The 16840-nt window shown below is 65.9% G+C and carries 14 protein-coding genes and 1 riboswitch; of the genes, 7 read left to right on the top strand and 7 right to left on the bottom strand.

Going from position 1 to position 16840, the window contains the following annotated elements; all coding sequences use genetic code 11:
* Window positions 1–8: 8 nt before the first annotated feature.
* Window positions 9–644 carry a thiamine phosphate synthase gene (gene thiE, locus ACFFP0_RS06905; protein WP_377258020.1) on the bottom strand — a complete coding sequence of 212 codons (636 nt, stop codon included), beginning with the start codon at window positions 642–644 and terminating at the stop codon, window positions 9–11.
* On the bottom strand, window positions 641–1456 hold the full coding sequence (gene thiM / locus ACFFP0_RS06900; RefSeq protein WP_377258017.1) for a hydroxyethylthiazole kinase: 816 nt from the start codon (window positions 1454–1456) through the stop codon (window positions 641–643). The genes thiE and thiM overlap by 4 nt, the downstream gene beginning before the upstream one ends.
* Window positions 1457–1495: 39 nt before the next feature.
* A riboswitch (TPP riboswitch) is annotated at window positions 1496–1592 on the bottom strand.
* A 110-nt stretch (window positions 1593–1702) separates the two neighbouring features.
* Between thiM and ACFFP0_RS06895 the strand changes: the two genes are divergently transcribed.
* From ACFFP0_RS06895 to ACFFP0_RS06880, 4 genes are all read left to right on the top strand, one after another.
* Window positions 1703–4024 (top strand): heavy metal translocating P-type ATPase, encoded by a 2322-nt coding sequence (locus ACFFP0_RS06895; RefSeq protein WP_377258014.1) that lies wholly within the window; start codon window positions 1703–1705, stop codon window positions 4022–4024.
* Window positions 4025–4210: 186 nt separating this feature from the next.
* A complete protein-coding gene (locus ACFFP0_RS06890) occupies window positions 4211–6469 on the top strand; it encodes a methyl-accepting chemotaxis protein (RefSeq protein WP_377258011.1) in 2259 nt (752 codons plus the stop codon).
* 156 nt (window positions 6470–6625) lie between these two features.
* On the top strand, window positions 6626–6808 hold the full coding sequence (locus tag ACFFP0_RS06885) for a hypothetical protein (RefSeq protein WP_377258008.1): 183 nt from the start codon (window positions 6626–6628) through the stop codon (window positions 6806–6808).
* An 11-nt stretch (window positions 6809–6819) separates the two neighbouring features.
* Complete coding sequence (locus ACFFP0_RS06880; RefSeq protein WP_377258005.1) at window positions 6820–7032, top strand: hypothetical protein; 213 nt, start codon at window positions 6820–6822, stop codon at window positions 7030–7032.
* An 84-nt stretch (window positions 7033–7116) separates the two neighbouring features.
* Here the strand turns inward: ACFFP0_RS06880 and ACFFP0_RS06875 are convergent, their stop codons facing one another.
* The 5 genes from ACFFP0_RS06875 to chrA all read right to left on the bottom strand — a co-directional run bounded on the left by ACFFP0_RS06875 (window position 7117) and on the right by chrA (window position 12681).
* Window positions 7117–7920 carry a class I SAM-dependent methyltransferase gene (locus ACFFP0_RS06875; RefSeq protein WP_377258002.1) on the bottom strand — a complete coding sequence of 268 codons (804 nt, stop codon included), beginning with the start codon at window positions 7918–7920 and terminating at the stop codon, window positions 7117–7119.
* Window positions 7921–8078: 158 nt separating this feature from the next.
* Window positions 8079–9152, bottom strand: coding sequence for an HlyD family secretion protein (locus ACFFP0_RS06870; protein ID WP_377257999.1), 1074 nt, complete (start codon window positions 9150–9152; stop codon window positions 8079–8081).
* A gap of 31 nt (window positions 9153–9183) precedes the next feature.
* Entirely contained in the window at window positions 9184–10920 is a 1737-nt protein-coding gene (locus ACFFP0_RS06865) for an efflux MFS transporter permease (RefSeq protein ID WP_377257996.1), read from the bottom strand.
* Window positions 10907–11371, bottom strand: coding sequence for a MarR family winged helix-turn-helix transcriptional regulator (locus tag ACFFP0_RS06860; protein WP_377257993.1), 465 nt, complete (start codon window positions 11369–11371; stop codon window positions 10907–10909). The genes ACFFP0_RS06865 and ACFFP0_RS06860 overlap by 14 nt, the downstream gene beginning before the upstream one ends.
* A gap of 113 nt (window positions 11372–11484) precedes the next feature.
* The gene (chrA, locus tag ACFFP0_RS06855; protein WP_377258748.1) at window positions 11485–12681 is read right to left on the bottom strand and encodes a chromate efflux transporter; all 1197 of its coding nucleotides are present in this window, start codon (window positions 12679–12681) and stop codon (window positions 11485–11487) included.
* A gap of 390 nt (window positions 12682–13071) precedes the next feature.
* Here chrA and ACFFP0_RS06850 point away from each other — a divergent pair, with 390 nt between their 5' ends.
* Genes ACFFP0_RS06850 through ACFFP0_RS06840 form a run of 3 tightly spaced genes read left to right on the top strand, consistent with a single transcriptional unit; the run spans window position 13072 to window position 16812 of the window.
* Window positions 13072–13824, top strand: a complete 753-nt coding sequence (locus ACFFP0_RS06850; protein ID WP_377257990.1) for a gluconate 2-dehydrogenase subunit 3 family protein — start codon at window positions 13072–13074, stop codon at window positions 13822–13824.
* A 13-nt stretch (window positions 13825–13837) separates the two neighbouring features.
* Window positions 13838–15604, top strand: coding sequence for a GMC family oxidoreductase (locus ACFFP0_RS06845; RefSeq protein WP_377257987.1), 1767 nt, complete (start codon window positions 13838–13840; stop codon window positions 15602–15604).
* On the top strand, window positions 15601–16812 hold the full coding sequence (locus tag ACFFP0_RS06840) for a cytochrome c (RefSeq protein WP_377257985.1): 1212 nt from the start codon (window positions 15601–15603) through the stop codon (window positions 16810–16812). Before ACFFP0_RS06845 ends, ACFFP0_RS06840 begins: the two co-directional genes overlap by 4 nt.
* Window positions 16813–16840: the final 28 nt, after the last annotated feature.

Raw genomic sequence — 16840 nt, 5'->3', positions numbered from 1 at the left:
TCTGGTCGTCATGCGCGTGCCTTTTCGATCTCGTCCGCAATCCTTCGGGCGGCGGCTTCCGGGTCCGGCTGGCCACAGATCGCCGAGACGACGGCGATGCCCCTTGCTCCGGCCGCAAGCACCGGGCCTGCATGCTCCGCCTTCAGGCCGCCGATCGCGACCGCCGGAACCGGGGCCACCGCGACGATGCGCGCGAGCCCCTCGAAGCCGACCGGCTGCTCGTGGTCCGGTTTGGTGGCGGTGGCGAAGACCGGTCCGATGCCGACATAGTCGGCGATCGAAGGATCGACCCGCCGCGCCAGTTCCTCCGTTTCGACGGAAAGGCCGAGGATCATGCCGCGGCCGACGCGCTCGCGCGCCGTTGCCGCCGCCATGTCGCTCTGGCCGACATGGATGCCTTCGGCGCCGATCGCGATCGCCGCCTCGACGTCGTCGTTGACGATCAGCGGCACGCCGGTGCCGGCAAGCGCGGCCTTCAACGCCCGGCCGGTTTCGATCATCGCGGCCGTATCGGCCTGCTTGTCGCGGAGCTGCACGATGGTCGCCCCTCCGGCAACGGCGAGCCGGGCCGTCTCCACCATGCCGATCGCGCGGCAGAGATCGGGGTCGAGGACCAGATAGACGGAAAGATCGAAGGTCTTCATGCGCCCGTGATCCTGGCCTCGGCATCGAGCGCCTCGGGCGAAAGTGCCGCGAGCCGGTCGAGGAAGACGGGAGAGAACGAGCCGGGACCAGAGGCCTCGGCAGCCGCCTGGCCGCCGGCAACCGCGAACATGGCGAGCGCGGCGACCGTTGCCTCGAAAGGCTTTTCCGGCCTTGTCGCGGCAAAGGCGCCGACAAGGCAGGTCAGCGAGCAGCCAAGCGCGGTGACGCGCGGCATGAGGTCCGAACCGCCCATGATGCGCGCCGAACGGTGGCCATCGGTGACGAAATCCACCTCGCCGGTGACGGCGACCACGGCGCTGCTCTGACGGGCAAGCGCTGTGGCGGAACCTTCCGCGGCCTCGGTCGGGTCGCCGCTGTCGACACCGTGGCCGCTCGATCTGCTGCCGGCAAGCGCGATGATTTCGGAAGCATTGCCGCGGATGATGGCGGGCTTCAATTCCATGAGTTCGGCGGTGGCGGCGCGGCGATAGCCGGTGGCGAAATGCGCGACGGGATCGAGTATCCAGGGCTTTCCGGTTTCTCCTGCGGCTTTTGCCGCCTCCTTCATGCCCATCAGGAAATCCGGCGAGAGCGTGCCGATATTGACGGTCAGCGCGGAGGCGATGCGGGCGAACTCGCCAGCCTCCTCCTGCGTATGCACCATGGCAGGCGAAGCTCCCGCCGCAAGCATCACGTTCGCCGCGATGTTCATCGCCACGAAATTGGTGATGTTCTGCACGAGCGGATTTTGGGCGCGCATCGCGGCCAGCAACTGGCCGGGCGTTTCGCCAGGGAAGGAGATTGTCTGCATTCTCGCCTCGTTGGGCGGGGCAGGCGCGGGCGCGATGAGTAGAAGGCCCGGACGACTCCCTCCGCCAGCATGATCTGGTTCAGGTTCAAAGGGTGCTTCTCAGCCCGGCTTTCGCCGGACGCCCCTGTCAGAAACGAGGCTTAGCGCAAATCGGCCGGTGACCGCCAGCAAATTCTTGAAAAACGCCCTTGAAGCTCTAGTCGCTATAGGTTGTAAGCAGGTGCTCGATCCAGAAGGAGAGAGATGATGACGGTGACAAATCAGGCCCGGTACAAGGTCGGCGGCATGGATTGCGCAAGCTGCGCGACCAAGATCGACACGGCGGTGCGCCGCATGCCGGGTGTTGAAGATGTCTCCGTGTCCGTCGCCGCGGGCACGATGACGGTCGATCATGACGGCACCAGCGACCTGACCGCGATCGAAAGGAAAGTGACCGGGCTGGGATATTCACTGCGTGCACTGGGAAAGAAGCCGCCGGCAGGCGCGGAGCGTCACGATCATGGGCACGATCACGATGCGCAAGGGCACGCCCATGTGCATGGACCGGACTGCACGCATGACCATGGCCAGCACCGCCACGACCACGAGGGAGCGCATGGCCACGCGCACCGCCATGGCGGCGGGCACGATCACCGCGCCGACGCCGGGCAGGAGATCGAGGGTCTGCACGGCCACGACCACGGGCCGATGGAGGGGCCGTGGTGGAAAAGCGCCAAGGGCCGGCTGACGATTTTTGTCGGGGCGGCGCTCGCAGCCGCATATGGCCTCGGCCATCTGGTTCCGGCCTACGAACCGTATATCTTCACGGCCGCGATGCTGATCGGCCTGGTGCCGATCGCCCGTCGCGCCATCATGGCGGCGCTTGCCGGCACGCCGTTCTCGATCGAGATGCTGATGACGATCGCCGCCGTCGGCGCCGTCGTCATCGACGCCTCGGAAGAGGCGGCCGCCGTCGTTTTCCTCTTCCTCGTGGGGGAACTGCTGGAAGGTGTGGCGGCCGGGCGGGCGCGGCAGAGCATCCAGAGCCTGACCGCCCTCGTGCCGAAGAACGCGCTTCTCGAAGTGGACGGCCGGGAAGGGGGCAGGACCCGCGAGGTGCCGGCCGAAAGCCTCGCCATCGGCTCCATCATTCTCGTGCGCCCGGGAGACCGGATATCGGCCGACGGCGTCATCGTCGCGGGGGCAAGCGCCATCGATGAAGCGCCGGTGACGGGTGAAAGCACGCCGGTCGCCAAAGATGCCGGCGATGCCGTCTTCGCCGGCACGATCAACGGCGATGCGGCGCTGCGCATACGCGTGACCGCCGCTGCCGCGGACAATACGATCGCCCGCGTCGTGCGGCTGGTCGAGGAGGCGCAGGAGAAGAAGGCGCCGACCGAACGCTTCATCGACCGCTTCTCGCGTTATTACACGCCGGGCGTGGTCGTGGTCGCGGCTCTGGTGGCCATCCTGCCGCCGCTCGTTTCCGGAGCCGGCTGGGGCGAGTGGGTCTACAAGGGCCTTGCGATCCTGCTGATCGGCTGCCCCTGCGCCCTGGTCATTTCGACACCGGCCGCGATCGCCGCCTCGCTTTCCTCCGGCGCGCGCCGTGGCCTGCTGATGAAGGGCGGCGCCGTGCTCGAAACGCTCGGCAAGCTGACGGCGGTGGCGCTCGACAAGACCGGGACGCTGACGGCCGGCAGGCCGCAGGTGACCGACGTGATCGTCTTCGGCCGCAATGCCGAGGACGTGCTGCGCCTTTCCGCGGCCCTTGAGACGGGCTCCAGCCATCCGCTGGCCGTCGCGATCCTTGCGAAAGCTGCGGAGGACGAGGTGGATATTCCCGCCGCGAGCGATGCGAAGGCGCTGGGCGGCAAGGGCGTCATCGCGATGGTGGAAGGCCAGGAGGTCTTCCTCGGTTCTCCCAAGGCTGCCGGCGAGCGCGTCGCCTTGCCGCCCGCCCATTCGAAGCGGATCGCCAGCCTCAACGACGAGGGAAAGACTGTTTCGGTGCTGATCGTCGGCGGCGTGCTGGCAGGCGCGATCGCCATGCGCGACGAGCCGCGGGCCGATGCGAAGGCTGGTCTCAAGGCGCTTTCGGATGCCGGCGTGAAGACGGTGATGCTGACCGGCGACAACGCCCGGACGGCGTCCGCGATCGGCAGGGAACTCGGTATCGAGGTGCGCGCCGAACTGCTGCCGCAGGACAAGCAGCGTATCGTCGGCGAGCTGAAACGCGAGGGTTTCGTCGTCGGCAAGGTGGGTGACGGCATCAACGACGCTCCCGCGCTGGCAGCCGCGGACGTCGGCATCGCCATGGGCGGCGGCACGGACGTGGCGCTCGAAACGGCGGATGCGGCGGTGCTGCACGGCCGGGTCGGCGATATTGCGGGGATGATCGAGCTTTCGAAGCGGACGATGCGCAACATCTACCAGAACATCACCATCGCGCTCGGCCTGAAGGCGGTGTTCCTGGTGACGACGATCATCGGCATCACCGGCCTCTGGCCGGCCATCCTTGCGGATACCGGCGCGACCGTTCTGGTGACGATCAACGCCCTGAGGCTGCTGCGGGTGCGGATGCCGTGACTATCTTCTAATATAAGTGACGCAAGGTGATATGATCAGTAGGCCGCAATCCTCTGATCTTAAGGGAAACTTATCCAATTCCTGCCAGTAATTCTCCTGAAATTGTGTGCCCGGCCGTGGTGGCGTCGCCAGATGCTTGCCTGCGACCGGGAATTTCGGACGGCGATTATTTTGGGGGATAACAGGATGAGATTTTCCATCAAGAATATCTTGATATTTGCCTTTGCGATCTTGAGCGTCGCGGTGATGGGGCTGATGGGGAAGCTGCTTTTGCAGGAAGCCCGGCTGCAGCAGAATTCCGCCCGGCTTGCCGAACTTGCCCGGCTCGACGCTTCCCTGTTCGATGCGCTTCTCGGAATGCGGGGGGAACGAGGCGGGATTTCCTCCGCGATCAAGCTGGAGCCGGCCGAGGTCGTCTCCAGCAGCAACAATATCGATGACGGCCGAAAGAGCCTCGATGCCGCTTTTTCGGCCGCGAAGGCCGTTGCGGACGATATCGAGCCCGCAACCCTGCGGGCGGCGCTCGCCCCCATGTTCGAAAACTACAATCAGTGGCTGAGCTACCGCTCCAGGATCGACGCGGCGCTCACGCAACCGGTCAGGGATCGCGACCCCGCCCTCGGCAAGACGGTGCTCGGGCTTGCCGACCAGATGCTGCTCGACATCGAGAAGGCCGCCAATCAGGTCGAAGCGGCCATCAATGCCCGCAACCCCGCGATGATCGCATTCACCCAGCTGCGTTCGCTGGCATGGACCGCGCGCACGCAGCTCGGGACCGCCAATTCCACGCTCGTCGGCGCGCTGATTTCGAAGCAGCCGTTGCCCGCCGGCAAGCTGGCCGAGATCGCCGTTCAGGATGCGAGGGTGGCGCTTTCGTGGGATATCATCACGCAGATCGTCAAGGGCGAGGGAACGCCGGAGCGGATCAGGAGCCTGTACAGGACGGCCCAGTCGACCTATTTCGCCGGCCCCTATGCGGAGCAGCGTACCGCCGCCATCAAGGAATTCCAGGCGGGCCGCGCCTTCGACATGGCCGTCGACGACTGGCGCAAACCCGCCGGCCCGGCACAAGCGTCCATCGCTGGCATCGCATCCGCATCTCTGAGCGAGATGACCGAGCTGACGGCCCGGAACCTGTCTTCGGCGACGCAGTCCATCGTGATCTACGGCATAGCGACGCTCGTCACCGTCGCGCTCTCGCTGGCCGCGATATTCACGATCATCTTCCGGATCGCCAATCCGATCGGGCACCTGACGGGTGTCATGCGGATGCTTGCCGGGGGAGACCTTTCGGTCACCGTTTCGGGGGCCGGACGCCGGGATGAAATCGGCGACATGGCGCGCGCCGTCGAGGTGTTCCGCGAGGCGGCCGTCCAGAACCGCGAGCTCGAAGCCGATGCGGCGCGGTCCCGGCAGGCGGCCGAGGCCGAACGGATCGAAATCCAGAGAAGGGCGGAAGCCGAGGCGGAAGAGCGGCTTGAACAGGCGACGTCCGGCCTCGCCGGCGGCCTGCGCCGTCTGGCGTCCGGCGATCTGCTCTGCGAGATCGACGAGGTTTTCGCCGAGCAGTTCGAATCCCTTCGCCATGACTTCAACAGGTCTGTCCACCAGCTCCGTTCCGCCCTGGAAAGCGTGAACATGGCGGCTCTCAGCGTCCGCAGCGGCAGCGGCGAAATCTCGACCGCCTCGGACCAGCTCGCCAAGCGGACCGAGCAGCAGGCCGCATCGCTGGAGGAGACGGCCGCCGCGCTGGAGGAAGTCACGACCAACGTGCGCCAGACGGCGGAACGCGCCAACGAGGCGCGCGAAATGGTTCGCCACGCGAGCACCAGGGCCGAGACGTCCAGCGAGGTCGTGTCCAATGCGGTCGAGGCCATGGGCAGGATCGAGACGGCGTCCAACCAGATCGGCCAGATCATCGGCGTCATCGACGAGATCGCCTTCCAGACCAATCTTCTGGCCCTGAACGCCGGCGTCGAGGCGGCCCGTGCGGGCGAGGCGGGCAAGGGATTTGCGGTCGTGGCGCAGGAGGTTCGCGAACTCGCCCAGCGTTCGGCCAATGCCGCCAAGGAGATCAAGAAGCTCATCGGCAATTCCGAAGAGGCGGTCAATCAGGGCGTCGTCCTGGTCAATGACACCGGCAGCGGCCTGAAGGAGATCGCCCGTCTGGTGGTGACGATCAACGAGCATATGGATGCCATCGCGGTTGCGGCGCATGAACAGGCGTCGGGCCTGTCGGAGATCAACACATCCGTCAACCACATGGATCAGGTGACGCAGCAGAACGCCGCCATGGTCGAGGAGATGAATGCCTCGGGTGCGAGCCTCGCGCAGGAAAGCGGGCGGCTGTCGGAACTGCTGGCGCGCTTCGAGATCGGGCAGGCGGGCGATGCGGCAAGACGGATGTCGCCGCGCGGCGTGCAGAGAAGGGGAATGGCGGCCTAGGCCGGGACGCTCCCACTTTGACGGATTGAGGAGGCAGGCGGCATCTCACCGCCTGCCTCTTTTGCTTCGTAGAGGGGAAGGCAGGCCTTTTCGGGAACATCGGGAATCCCCGCGGGTTAGGATTTCGGGAAACCTGGAAAGAAAGGGAGGCCCGAGATGAGCAGCAGACTTCCTCCGACACCCTCCGGCAACCTGAGCCACAAGGGGACCGGGGAGCAGAACCATTCTCCGGATGCCAAACGCGGCGCGATGCAGGCCGCGAACGACCCCGGCAAGCAGGGACAGCAGGGCAACACGAAAATCAATACGACCCATCAGGGCTACCAGCAGGACCGATAGGGAGAACTCGCATGTCGACATCGCAAAAGACGCCGGCGAGCATTCGCCAGGGCGGCCCCGGCGCCTCGCATGAAAACGCCAGGGCGCCGTTGAAGGTCGACAAGCCGCCGGCCGGCAGCGACCTGCGTTCCAGGAGCCGGGTCTCCGGTGGCGGCGGCGAACGCGACAGCCACCACACCCACGATGCAGAAAGGAAGGGCGGCGGCACCCGCCCGGCGCACTGATCCACCGCCCGGCGAACGATGGCGGCTTTTCGGCCAGGACCCGGAAACGGTTGGCCGCCGGCCCTTGGCCGATGCGGCAAAGATCTACCGGGGGACGACACCCCGGCAGGCCCAGGCCACGGACGCGAAGGAACGGGGGCCGTCCGGTTTTCCGGCTTCGTAGGCATCCCTGACGGCGGCATCCACCTTGATCCGCAGGACGGGATCGAGCCCCGCCACATATTTGCCGAGCGGCCCTTCGCCGGCGGCTATCGGCGCCCAGTAATCGTCAAAGGACCGGTAGTCCATGCGGATGAGCAGGGAGGCCTGCTCCACATCCGCGAGCCCGTGCTCGATGAAGCTGTTCTTCATCTCGTCCGGCTGCATCATCGGCTGGAAACAGTATTTGTCGCGGATCGGACGCGCGTTCTGGTCGAGCACGGCGACGGTATCCCACGTCATCCGCATGCCGGGCATGCCGCCGAGATGGTCCCAGACCGCGGCCGCGACCACGCCGCCCGGCCGCACGACGCGGCGCATCTCGGCGATCGCCTTTCCGGCTTCCGGCACAAAATGCAGAACCAGGAGCGACAGCGCCCGGTCGAAGGACCGGTCGGGATAGGGAAGGGCGCAGGCATCCGCTTGCTGGACCTTGATCCGCGGGTCGGTATTGCGCCTGATGGCTTCGGCGACGAAGACCGGCGAATAGTCGATGGCCGCGATCTCTGCGAGATCGGCGGCCTGCGGAAGGGCGAATGTCAGGCTGCCCGTGCCGCATCCGACATCGAGGACCCGCTCGCCGTCCGAAAGGCCGGCGAAATCGATCAGAAGGGGTGCGAGCTTCCTGCTCCAGCGCCCCATGAGTTGCTCATAACCGTCTGCACTGTGGACATTGAAGCTCGACGCCATGGAAGCCCTCCCGAGCACTCGGGCCTGACGACCCGCCAGGGCCGCAATATAACATCGATCGTCGCCGGAATAAACGAACGCCCCGCGCCGTCAACTGAACGGTGGCACGGGGCGTCCTTCCGTCGGATCGCGGAACCCTGATCGCAAGGTGGGGACGATCAGTGGAGTTCCGCCGCCTGGGCAAGAGCCGCGCCGCCCTGCGCGAGGTCCACGCTTGCGACCACCGACATGCCAGGGACGAGCCTGTCGGTGAGCGGCTGCTGCGGCTCGATGGCGATCCGGACCGGAATGCGTTGCGCCACCTTGGTGAAGTTGCCCGTGGCGTTGTCGGCCTTGATGACCGAGAATTCCGAACCCGTGGCCGGCGCGAAGCGCTCGATCCGGCCCGTGAATCTCTGATGCCCGAGGGCATCCACCGTGAAGGTGACCGCCTGGCCCGGCTGCATGCCGGCAAGCTGGGTTTCCTTGAAGTTGGCGACGACCCAGACGCGATCCGGCACGATCGAGCCGATCTGGGTTCCGGCCGAGACATATTGCCCCGTCCTGCCGGTGACCTCGCCGAGCGTGCCGTCCTGCGGCGCGGTGATCCGGGTATTGGCGAGGTCGATCTCGGTGAGCTTCACGGCCGCCTTGGCGCTTTCCACGCTGGCTTCGAGGGAACGGCGGCCGACGACGATCGTGTTGAGGTCCTGCTCGGCGACCAGTTCCGCGGCTTCCGCCTGATGCACGGCGGCCTGCGCCTGGTTGAAGGCGGCGCGGTTCTTCTCCGCCTCGCTCACGCTGGCGATGTTCTTTTCAAGCAGGTTCTGGGTGCGCTCATGGGCGGTGCGGGCGGCTTCGAACGCGGCCTTGGCGCTTTCGAGCGCCGCCCCGGCGGAGGCGATCTTGGCCTCCGCCGACTTGCGGCTCTGCTCGGAATTGGCAAGCGAAGCTTCTGCGGTCGCGAGCGCCGCCTTCGCCTGCTCCAGCTTCTGCGCATAGATGCGGTCGTCGATCCTTGCGATCAGGTCTCCTTTCCTGACCCTCTGGTAGTCCTGCACCGGCACCTCGACGAGGTAACCGGCAAGCTGCGGGCCAAGGGTCGTCACCTGGCCGCGCACATAGGCGTCGTTGGTCATTTCGACCGAGCCGTGAAAGGGCGGCAGGTTCCAGGCGTAGAGCACGACGAGAACGCCGGCGGCGCCGACGATGAGGGCCACATAGGTGGCGATGGAGCGAAAGAGCTTGGTCATGGCAATATTGTCTTGTTGTCCTGGATGCACGTCAGGCGGCTGCGGGCATCGGGTTCGAATGGGAAAGGAAGCGTTCGCGATTGCGCCAGGCGACATGGATCGCCAGACAGGCGAGCGCGGCCAGCGACAGGTACGACGTCAGCAGGAAGGAGTCGTTGTAGGCGAGCGCATAGGCCTGCTGCTGCACCTGCCTGGCGAAGAGCGAGGCCCCCTGGAGGGTCTGCTGGCTCGGATCGGTCAGCACCTTGCCATAGGCGCTGCCGAGCTGATTCAGACGGGCGGCGACCAGCGGGTCGGTGGAGGCGAGCTGCGAGACGAGCCGGAACGAATGGAACTGCTCCCGCCACTGCACGAAAGTGCCGTAGAGCGCGCTGCCGAGATAGCCGCCGATCTTCTGCGTGGCGAGGAAGACCACGAGGAAGGAGAGAATGTAGTTCGGGCCGCGTTTCAGGGCGGCGCTCATGCCGACCGCGAGCGCCGGCGGCAGGTAGAGGCCGCTTGCGAAGCTCACCAGCATCTGGCTCGCATACATCTGCTCCGGCCGGGTGAGGATGGTCGACTGGCTGTCCATGTAGCTGCCGAGGGCGAGCAGGATCAGGGCGGAGGCGTGGATCGCCGATGCCCGGCCCGGCTTCATCACCGCCGCGCAGACGATGCCGGACAGAACCGCGCCGATCGCCATCACCCAGTAGAGCCCGGCCATCTGCTCGTTCAGCATGCCGGCGTTGCGCAGGAAATTGACCGCGCCGCTCGACTGTTCCGAAAGCGCGATCCGGAAGACCATCAGCGCGCCGGTGAAATGCAGGATTTCGCGGGAGGTGAGCCAGCGGATGTCGACGAGATGGTTCTTCCGGTTGAGCTCGATCATGGCGAAGACGGCCGAGGCGACGATGCCGGCAATGATCAGCAGGGCGAGCCAGTCGGTCGCCATCCACCAGTAGAGCCGGCCGACGGTGAGCACGACGGCAAAACTGCCGAGCGCGATCGCCAGGAAGATGTAGCTCACCACATCGAGGCTGCTGATCACCCTGGCGCGCGGCGGCGAGACGAGCGGCAGGAGATAGACGAGGCCGAGCGAGACCATCGCCAGTCCCATTTCGACGAGGTAGAGCGCGTGGTAGCCGCCGAGATCCATCAACGGCGGGGAGATGAGGCCGGTGACGGGCGTTGGAACGGCCAGCGCCGTCAGCGCGATGCACAGGCCGATGTTCAGCTTTTTCGCCGGCGGCACGGGTTCGAGGATGTAGAGGAAGCCGAGCGACGTCATGGGTGCGGCGGCGACGCCCGCGAAGAAGCGCAGGACCAGCGCGCTTTCGTAGCTGTTCACCCAGAAATGCGCGAGGCAGACCAGGACATAGGCGACGATCGCCACCTCGGCGAAGTTTCTCAGGCCGTATTGGGCGCGCACCTTGAAGAGCAGCAGCGTCAGGCTGGCGTTGGGGAAGAAATAGGCCGCCATCAGCCAGGTGGCTTCGACCTGCGTGAGATCCATCGGGCCGGCGATCTGCTGCAGGTTGGTCGAGATGAAGCTCTGCCCGAGGCCCTGGGTGAGCGCGATCAGCACGCCGGCGCCGATGTAGGCTAACGTCATCAGCGGCGATTTCGGCACGAAAGCCGGCGGCGGCGCCGGCTGGGGCGGGGCAGGGGCCACCGCTTCCGGTCCCTCCACGGCAGCCTGGACCGGTTCGGCCCGTTCCGCATCTTCGCGGAATTCCGGCCGTTCCCGGTCTTCGTCTTGCTGTCTGGCTGCGGCTTCACGCGGGGACATGGATATCGTCCATTTCCGCCACATTGGCCGAGATGCGTTCGAAAAGATCGATGCTGGTCCGCAGTTCTTCCGGATCGATATTGGCGAAGATCTGCGTGCGCAGGTCCTCGCCGATCGATTTCACCAGCGCTGCCTGCTCTTCGCCGTAAGGGGTGAGCACGATCAGCTTGACGCGGCGGTCGTTGGCGTCCGGGTGCCTTTCGATGAGGCCGTTCTCCTCCATCCGGTCGAGCAGGCGCACCATGGTCGCCTGTTCCAGCTCCAGCTCGCAGGCGAGCTCGCTCTGGGTCACCTTCTGCTTCCGGGTGAGCCGGAGCAGCGTGCGGGCGCGCGGATAGGTGAGGCCATGGGCCGTGACCTGCTGATTGAAGGCGGTGCGGATCTTGCGGCTCACCTTGGTGAGCGATTCCAGGAATTCGGAGCTGACGGGATCGGGTTTCATCGCGGGCATAATATTAGTGTGCTAAGTTTCTGCCGATTACTTAGCATGCCAACTATCTCGTTTCAAGGAGGGCTGGTGCGCAAGCCTGGAAAAATCGCGTGAACGAGGCCCGGCGGCGACCCCTAGAGGAGGCTGAGGCCCATCGCGCCCGCGGTCGTCAGGAGGACGACGATCCACGGGGAAATCTTCCAGACGACCAGGAGAATGAAGCCCGTCAGGGCAAGCGCGAAATCGTGGGGCTGCAGAATGGCGCTCGTCCAGACGGGATCGTAGAGCGCCGTGCCGAGGATGCCGACGACGGCGGCATTGGCCCCCCGCATGGCGGCCTGCGCCAGCGGGCGTCTGCGGAATTCGTCCCAGAAGGGCAACGCGCCGAGAAGGAGCAGGAAACCCGGTACGAAGATCGCGACGAGACAGATGGCGGCGCCCGCCAGGCCGTTCGGCGCCGGCCCCATCACCGCCCCGAGATAGGCCGCGAAGGTGAAGAGCGGGCCGGGCACGGCCTGGGCGGCGCCATATCCCGCCAGGAAGGCGTCGTCCGTCACCCAGCCGGGCTGGACCACCGCCGCCTGCAGCAGGGGCAGCACGACATGGCCGCCGCCGAACACGAGGGAGCCTGCCCGGTAGAAGGCATCGACCAGCGAGACGCCCTGGGACGCCGTTGCCGCGGCGGCAAGCGGCAGCAGTGCGAGAAGCGAGAAAAAAAGCAGGAGGCAGGCGATCCCCACTCCCCGCGGGACACGGAACGACAGCCGGCCCTCCGTGGAGGCGGGTCCGTTTCTGCAAAGAAGAATGCCGGCGACGGTGCCGAGCAGGATGGCGGCGATCTGCCCGATCGCGCCGGCGGCGAAGACGACGACCAGCACGGCGGCGAGTGCGATCGACGCGCGCTCTCGATCCGGGGTCAGGCTCCTTGCCATGCCCCAGACGGCCTGCGCGACAACCGCCACCGCGACGATCTTCAGTCCGTGCAGCGCGCCGGAACCGAGCGCGCCTTCGAACAGGGAGCTTGCGGAGGCGAAGAGAACGAGAAGCAGCGCGGAGGGAAGCGTGAATGCCGCCCAGGCCGCCAGCGCGCCCCATGGGCCGCCGCGCAGGAGACCGAGGGCGAAGCCGACCTGGCTCGACGCCGGCCCCGGCAGGAACTGGCAGAGCGCCACCAGATCGGCATAACCCGCCTCGTCGATCCATTTCCGGCGCAGCACCAGTTCATCCCGGAAATAGCCGAGATGGGCGATCGGCCCGCCGAAGGAGGTCAGGCCGAGCTTCAGGAAAGCGAGAAACACCTCGCCCGGAGTGCCCCGATGGGTTTCGGTCATGCTGTCGGTTTCGGTCATCGGGGAGGATCTCACGGTGCTGTCTCCTGGGCTTTCCATCCGGCGCCCGCCGGTGCCGGCGCGCGCCTGTCGAATGCGGTCTGGGGCCAGCGTGCTCCGGCTCCGCGACATGCGTCAACCCCGCGCATCCGACCAGCCGAGTGATCTTTTCTTTTTGTAACAGGTATATGACGCCCGATGGGGACTGCCCCGACGGGTCGGCTGTGGCGCGTTCGACACGGCATCGAAAGACCGAAAGAATTTACAATCGTCAAGGGGTTGCCCCGTGATGAGGTGTGCCCTAGTTCAACCGGTGAACCGTTCGGTTCGATCACCCTCGGCGCACGTCGTTCGACGCGTCACCGGCCTTTTCTTCTCCGGGGAGGTCTTCCTATGGAAACCCACTGTCTCAAGCGCCCGACGCGGCGCCAATTCCTTTCTTCCGTCGCATTCACCGTTCTGGCGGGTTCTGCCGCACCCGTGCTCGCGCGCAGCATTTCCGGCAGTCTGCCCTGGGAGGCGCGTTCCGCCGATCCGCCGGTCCAGGTGAAGCCGGGGGGATGGCTGTTCTTCACCCCCGAGGAAGTGCAGACGATGGAGGCGGTGGCCGACCGGCTGATTCCGGCCGACGGCCTGTCGATCGGCGGCAAGGAGGCGGGATGCGTGGTCTATCTCGACCGGCAGCTCATGGGCTCCTACGGCGCCTCGAGCCGGCTCTACACCAAGGGACCATTCATGCCCGGCCTGCCGACCCAGGGTTACCAGGCGCCGGACACGCCGGCCCAGCGCTACCGCAAGGGGCTTGCCGCATTGAACGCCTGGACCCGCGAGAACAAGGGCGGCAAGCGCTTCGCGGAACTCGGCCCCGACGATCAGGACGCGGTGCTCAAGGACCTCGAGGCCGGCAAGATCACGCTGGCTGACAAGGTCGACGCCAGGTCCTTCTTCAACCTGATGCTCGCCAATGTGATGGAGGGCTTCTTCGCCGATCCGATCTATGGCGGCAACAAGGACATGGCCTCGTGGAAGATGCTGGGTTTCCCCGGCGCGCGATACGACTATCGCGACCACGTGACGAAGCACAATCAACCCTATCCCCTGCCTCCGGTTTCGATCGCGGGCTCGACGGAATGGATGACCAGGTAGGGACGAGGATATCATGACAACAATTCTGCCTCGCAAGGACGTCGTCATCGTCGGCCTTGGCTGGACGGGCGCCATTCTCGCCCATGAACTGACGGAAGATGGGCTCGACGTCGTCGCGATCGAACGCGGCCCCTGGCGCGACACCGCCACCGATTTCAACATCGGTTATGCCCAGGACGAGCTTCGCTACGCGATCCGCAAGGACCTTTTCCTGCAGCCGGTCGTGGAAGCGATGACGATGCGCAACAACACGTCGCAGACGGCGCTGCCGATCCGCGACTACGGCTCCTTCCTGCCCGGCAACGGGGTGGGCGGCGCCGGCGTCCACTGGAACGGCCATACCTGGCGCTTCTGGGACAGCGATTTCCGCATCGTCGACAACCTGACCCAGCGTTACGGCGCGGCGCGCATCGCCGACCTCCAGCTCCAGAACTGGGGCGTCACCGCCGGAGAGATGGAGAGCGCCTACGACCGCTACGAGTATCTCGCCGGCATTTCCGGCAAGGCGGGCAACATCAAGGGCCAGATCCAGGAGGGCGGCAATCCGTTCGAGGACCCGCGCGCCCGCGACTATCCCCTGCCGCCGATGCAGATGACCTATGCGCCGACGCTGTTTGCCGAGGTGACGAAATCGCTCGGCCTGCACCCGTTCCCGACGCCCTCGGCGAACCTTTCGCAGGACTATATCAACCCGCTCGGCATCGCCATGGGCCAGTGCACGATGTGCGGTTTCTGCGAGCGCTTCGGCTGCGCCAACTACTCCAAGTCGAGCGCCCAGACGACCATCCTGCCGGTGCTGATGAAGAAGAAGAATTTCGAGGTCAGGACCGACTCGGAAGTGCTGCATGTCGATCTCGACGTTTCGAAGAAGCACGCCCGCGGCGTTACCTATGTCGATACGTCGGGCCAGGAATTCTTCCAGCCGGCGGACATGGTGCTGCTGTGTGCCTACGGCCTGCACAATGTCCGACTGATGATGCTCTCGGGCATCGGCCGGATCTACGATCCCGGCACGGGCGAGGGAACCGTCGGGCGGAATTACTGCTACCAGACCAATTCCGGTGCGCAGGTCTTCTTCGACGACAAGAACTTCAACCCGTTCATCGCCGCGGGCGCGCTCGGCCAGACCTGCGACGACTACAACGGCGACGCCTTCGACCACGGGCCGCTGGATTTCGTGGGCGGCGCGGGCATCAACTGCATCCCGACCAACGGCCGTCCGATCCAGACGCGTCCGACGCCGCCGGGTACGCCGCGCTGGGGTTCGGCCTGGAAGCAGGCCACCGTGAAGGCCTACAAGGCCACGCTCGGCTTCTCGTCGCAGGGATCGAGCTATCCGACCCGCGGCAATTATCTCGACCTCGATCCCACCTACACGGACCGGTTCGGGCGGCCGCTGCTCCGGATCACCTTCGATTTCCCGGACAACGACATCCGCATGTCGGGCTGGGTGACGGGCAAGATGGAGGAGATCGCCAAGGCCTTCGGCGGGCGCCAGTACAACATGTCGCCCCGCAAGCCGGGCTGGGATTCCGTTCCCTACCAGAGCACGCACAATACCGGCGGCGCGATCATGGGAGCCGATCCGAAGACCAGCGCCGTCAACAAGTACCTGCAGAGCTGGGACGTGCCCAACGTCTTCGTCGTCGGCGCTTCCGCCTTCGCGCACAATGCCGGCAAGAACCCGACCGGCACGGTGGGCGCGCTGGCCTACTTCGCGGCGGACGCCATCCGCCAGCAGTATCTCCGCAACCCGGGTCAGCCTCTGGTGTCGGCATGAAGAAGATCGTCTTTTCCATAAGCTTCGCCGCGACGGCGCTTTCGGCGGGCCTTGCCTTTCCGCAGGCTCCCGACCAGGCGGACGAGATCATCCGCGGCCATTACCAGGCGATCCTGGCGGATTGTGCCGCCTGCCACACCGCGCCGGGGGCAAAGCCGCTGTCCGGCGGCCTCCCGCTCGAAACGCCCTTCGGCCAGCTCATCCCGCCGAACATCACGCCGGACAAGGCGACCGGCATCGGCAACTGGTCGGAGCAGGATTTCTTCCGGGCGATGAAGACCGGCATCGGCCATGACGGCAAGCGGCTCTACCCCGCCATGCCCTATCCGGCCTATACCAAGATGACCGATCAGGATATCGGCAATCTCTGGTCCTACCTGAGGACGGTGGAGCCGGTCTTCAATCCGGTCGAATCCAACCAGCTTCCCTTTCCTTTCAATATCCGGCTCTCGCTGCTCGGCTGGAACATGATCAATTTCGAGGAGGGAGGATTCCAGCCCGATCCCTCGAAATCGCCCGAGTGGAACCGCGGGGCCTATATCGTGCAGGGACCCGGCCATTGCGGCACCTGCCATTCGCCGAAGACCGTCCTCGGCGCCGACAAGACCGATCAGGCCCTGCAGGGCGCCTCGCTGCAGGGCTGGTATGCGCCGAACATCACCGGCAATGCCCATGTCGGGATCGGCGGCTGGAGCGAGGAGGAGATCGTCCAGTACCTCAGGACCGGCGCGAACGCCCATACGATCGCGTCGGGGCCGATGGCCGAGGCGATCCAGGCCTCGACCTCGCTGATGACCGACGGGGACCTGAAGGCGATCGCGGTCTATCTCAAGGGCACCGAGGGCGGTGCCGCCGGGAAGCCGCAGCCGGTCGCGGCCGGCGATCCGCACATGAAGGCGGGTGCCGCGATCTACCACGACACCTGTTCGGCCTGCCACGGCGGCGAGGGAAAAGGTGCGCGGCAGCTTTTCCCGGCGCTTGCGGGAAGCGCGATCGTGCAGCAGCCGAGCGCCGAAACACTGGTGCGCCTGGTCCTGGAGGGCAGCCAGGGCGTGCACACGCCGGAAGCAAGGACCACGCCGTCCATGCCGTCGCTCGGCTGGCGGCTTTCCGACCAGCAGGCGGCCGACGTGCTGACCTATATCCGCAACAGCTGGGGCAATGCCGCACCCGCGGTACAGGCCTCCGATATCGCCAGCCAGCGGTGAAAACGAAACAGGCGCCGGAAAGGCGCCT

This window comes from Neorhizobium puerariae (assembly GCF_042429745.1).
Lineage (GTDB): Bacteria > Pseudomonadota > Alphaproteobacteria > Rhizobiales > Rhizobiaceae > Neorhizobium > Neorhizobium puerariae.
Note: the sequence above shows the minus strand (reverse complement) of the source record. Positions and strands in the feature narration are given on the sequence as shown.

What these genes read in the sequence shown, in the direction of transcription:
- ACFFP0_RS06890 (WP_377258011.1), top strand. Translation starts at nt 4,211, where the DNA reads ATGAGATTTTCCATCAAGAATATCTTGATATTTGCCTTTGCGATCTTG.
- thiM (WP_377258017.1), bottom strand. Translation starts at nt 1,456, where the DNA reads ATGCAGACAATCTCCTTCCCTGGCGAAACGCCCGGCCAGTTGCTGGCC.
- ACFFP0_RS06885 (WP_377258008.1), top strand. Translation starts at nt 6,626, where the DNA reads ATGAGCAGCAGACTTCCTCCGACACCCTCCGGCAACCTGAGCCACAAG.
- ACFFP0_RS06865 (WP_377257996.1), bottom strand. Translation starts at nt 10,920, where the DNA reads ATGTCCCCGCGTGAAGCCGCAGCCAGACAGCAAGACGAAGACCGGGAA.
- ACFFP0_RS06870 (WP_377257999.1), bottom strand. Translation starts at nt 9,152, where the DNA reads ATGACCAAGCTCTTTCGCTCCATCGCCACCTATGTGGCCCTCATCGTC.
- ACFFP0_RS06845 (WP_377257987.1), top strand. Translation starts at nt 13,838, where the DNA reads ATGACAACAATTCTGCCTCGCAAGGACGTCGTCATCGTCGGCCTTGGC.
- thiE (WP_377258020.1), bottom strand. Translation starts at nt 644, where the DNA reads ATGAAGACCTTCGATCTTTCCGTCTATCTGGTCCTCGACCCCGATCTC.
- ACFFP0_RS06860 (WP_377257993.1), bottom strand. Translation starts at nt 11,371, where the DNA reads ATGCCCGCGATGAAACCCGATCCCGTCAGCTCCGAATTCCTGGAATCG.
- chrA (WP_377258748.1), bottom strand. Translation starts at nt 12,681, where the DNA reads ATGACCGAAACCCATCGGGGCACTCCGGGCGAGGTGTTTCTCGCTTTC.
- ACFFP0_RS06875 (WP_377258002.1), bottom strand. Translation starts at nt 7,920, where the DNA reads ATGGCGTCGAGCTTCAATGTCCACAGTGCAGACGGTTATGAGCAACTC.
- ACFFP0_RS06850 (WP_377257990.1), top strand. Translation starts at nt 13,072, where the DNA reads ATGGAAACCCACTGTCTCAAGCGCCCGACGCGGCGCCAATTCCTTTCT.
- ACFFP0_RS06895 (WP_377258014.1), top strand. Translation starts at nt 1,703, where the DNA reads ATGACGGTGACAAATCAGGCCCGGTACAAGGTCGGCGGCATGGATTGC.
- ACFFP0_RS06880 (WP_377258005.1), top strand. Translation starts at nt 6,820, where the DNA reads ATGTCGACATCGCAAAAGACGCCGGCGAGCATTCGCCAGGGCGGCCCC.
- ACFFP0_RS06840 (WP_377257985.1), top strand. Translation starts at nt 15,601, where the DNA reads ATGAAGAAGATCGTCTTTTCCATAAGCTTCGCCGCGACGGCGCTTTCG.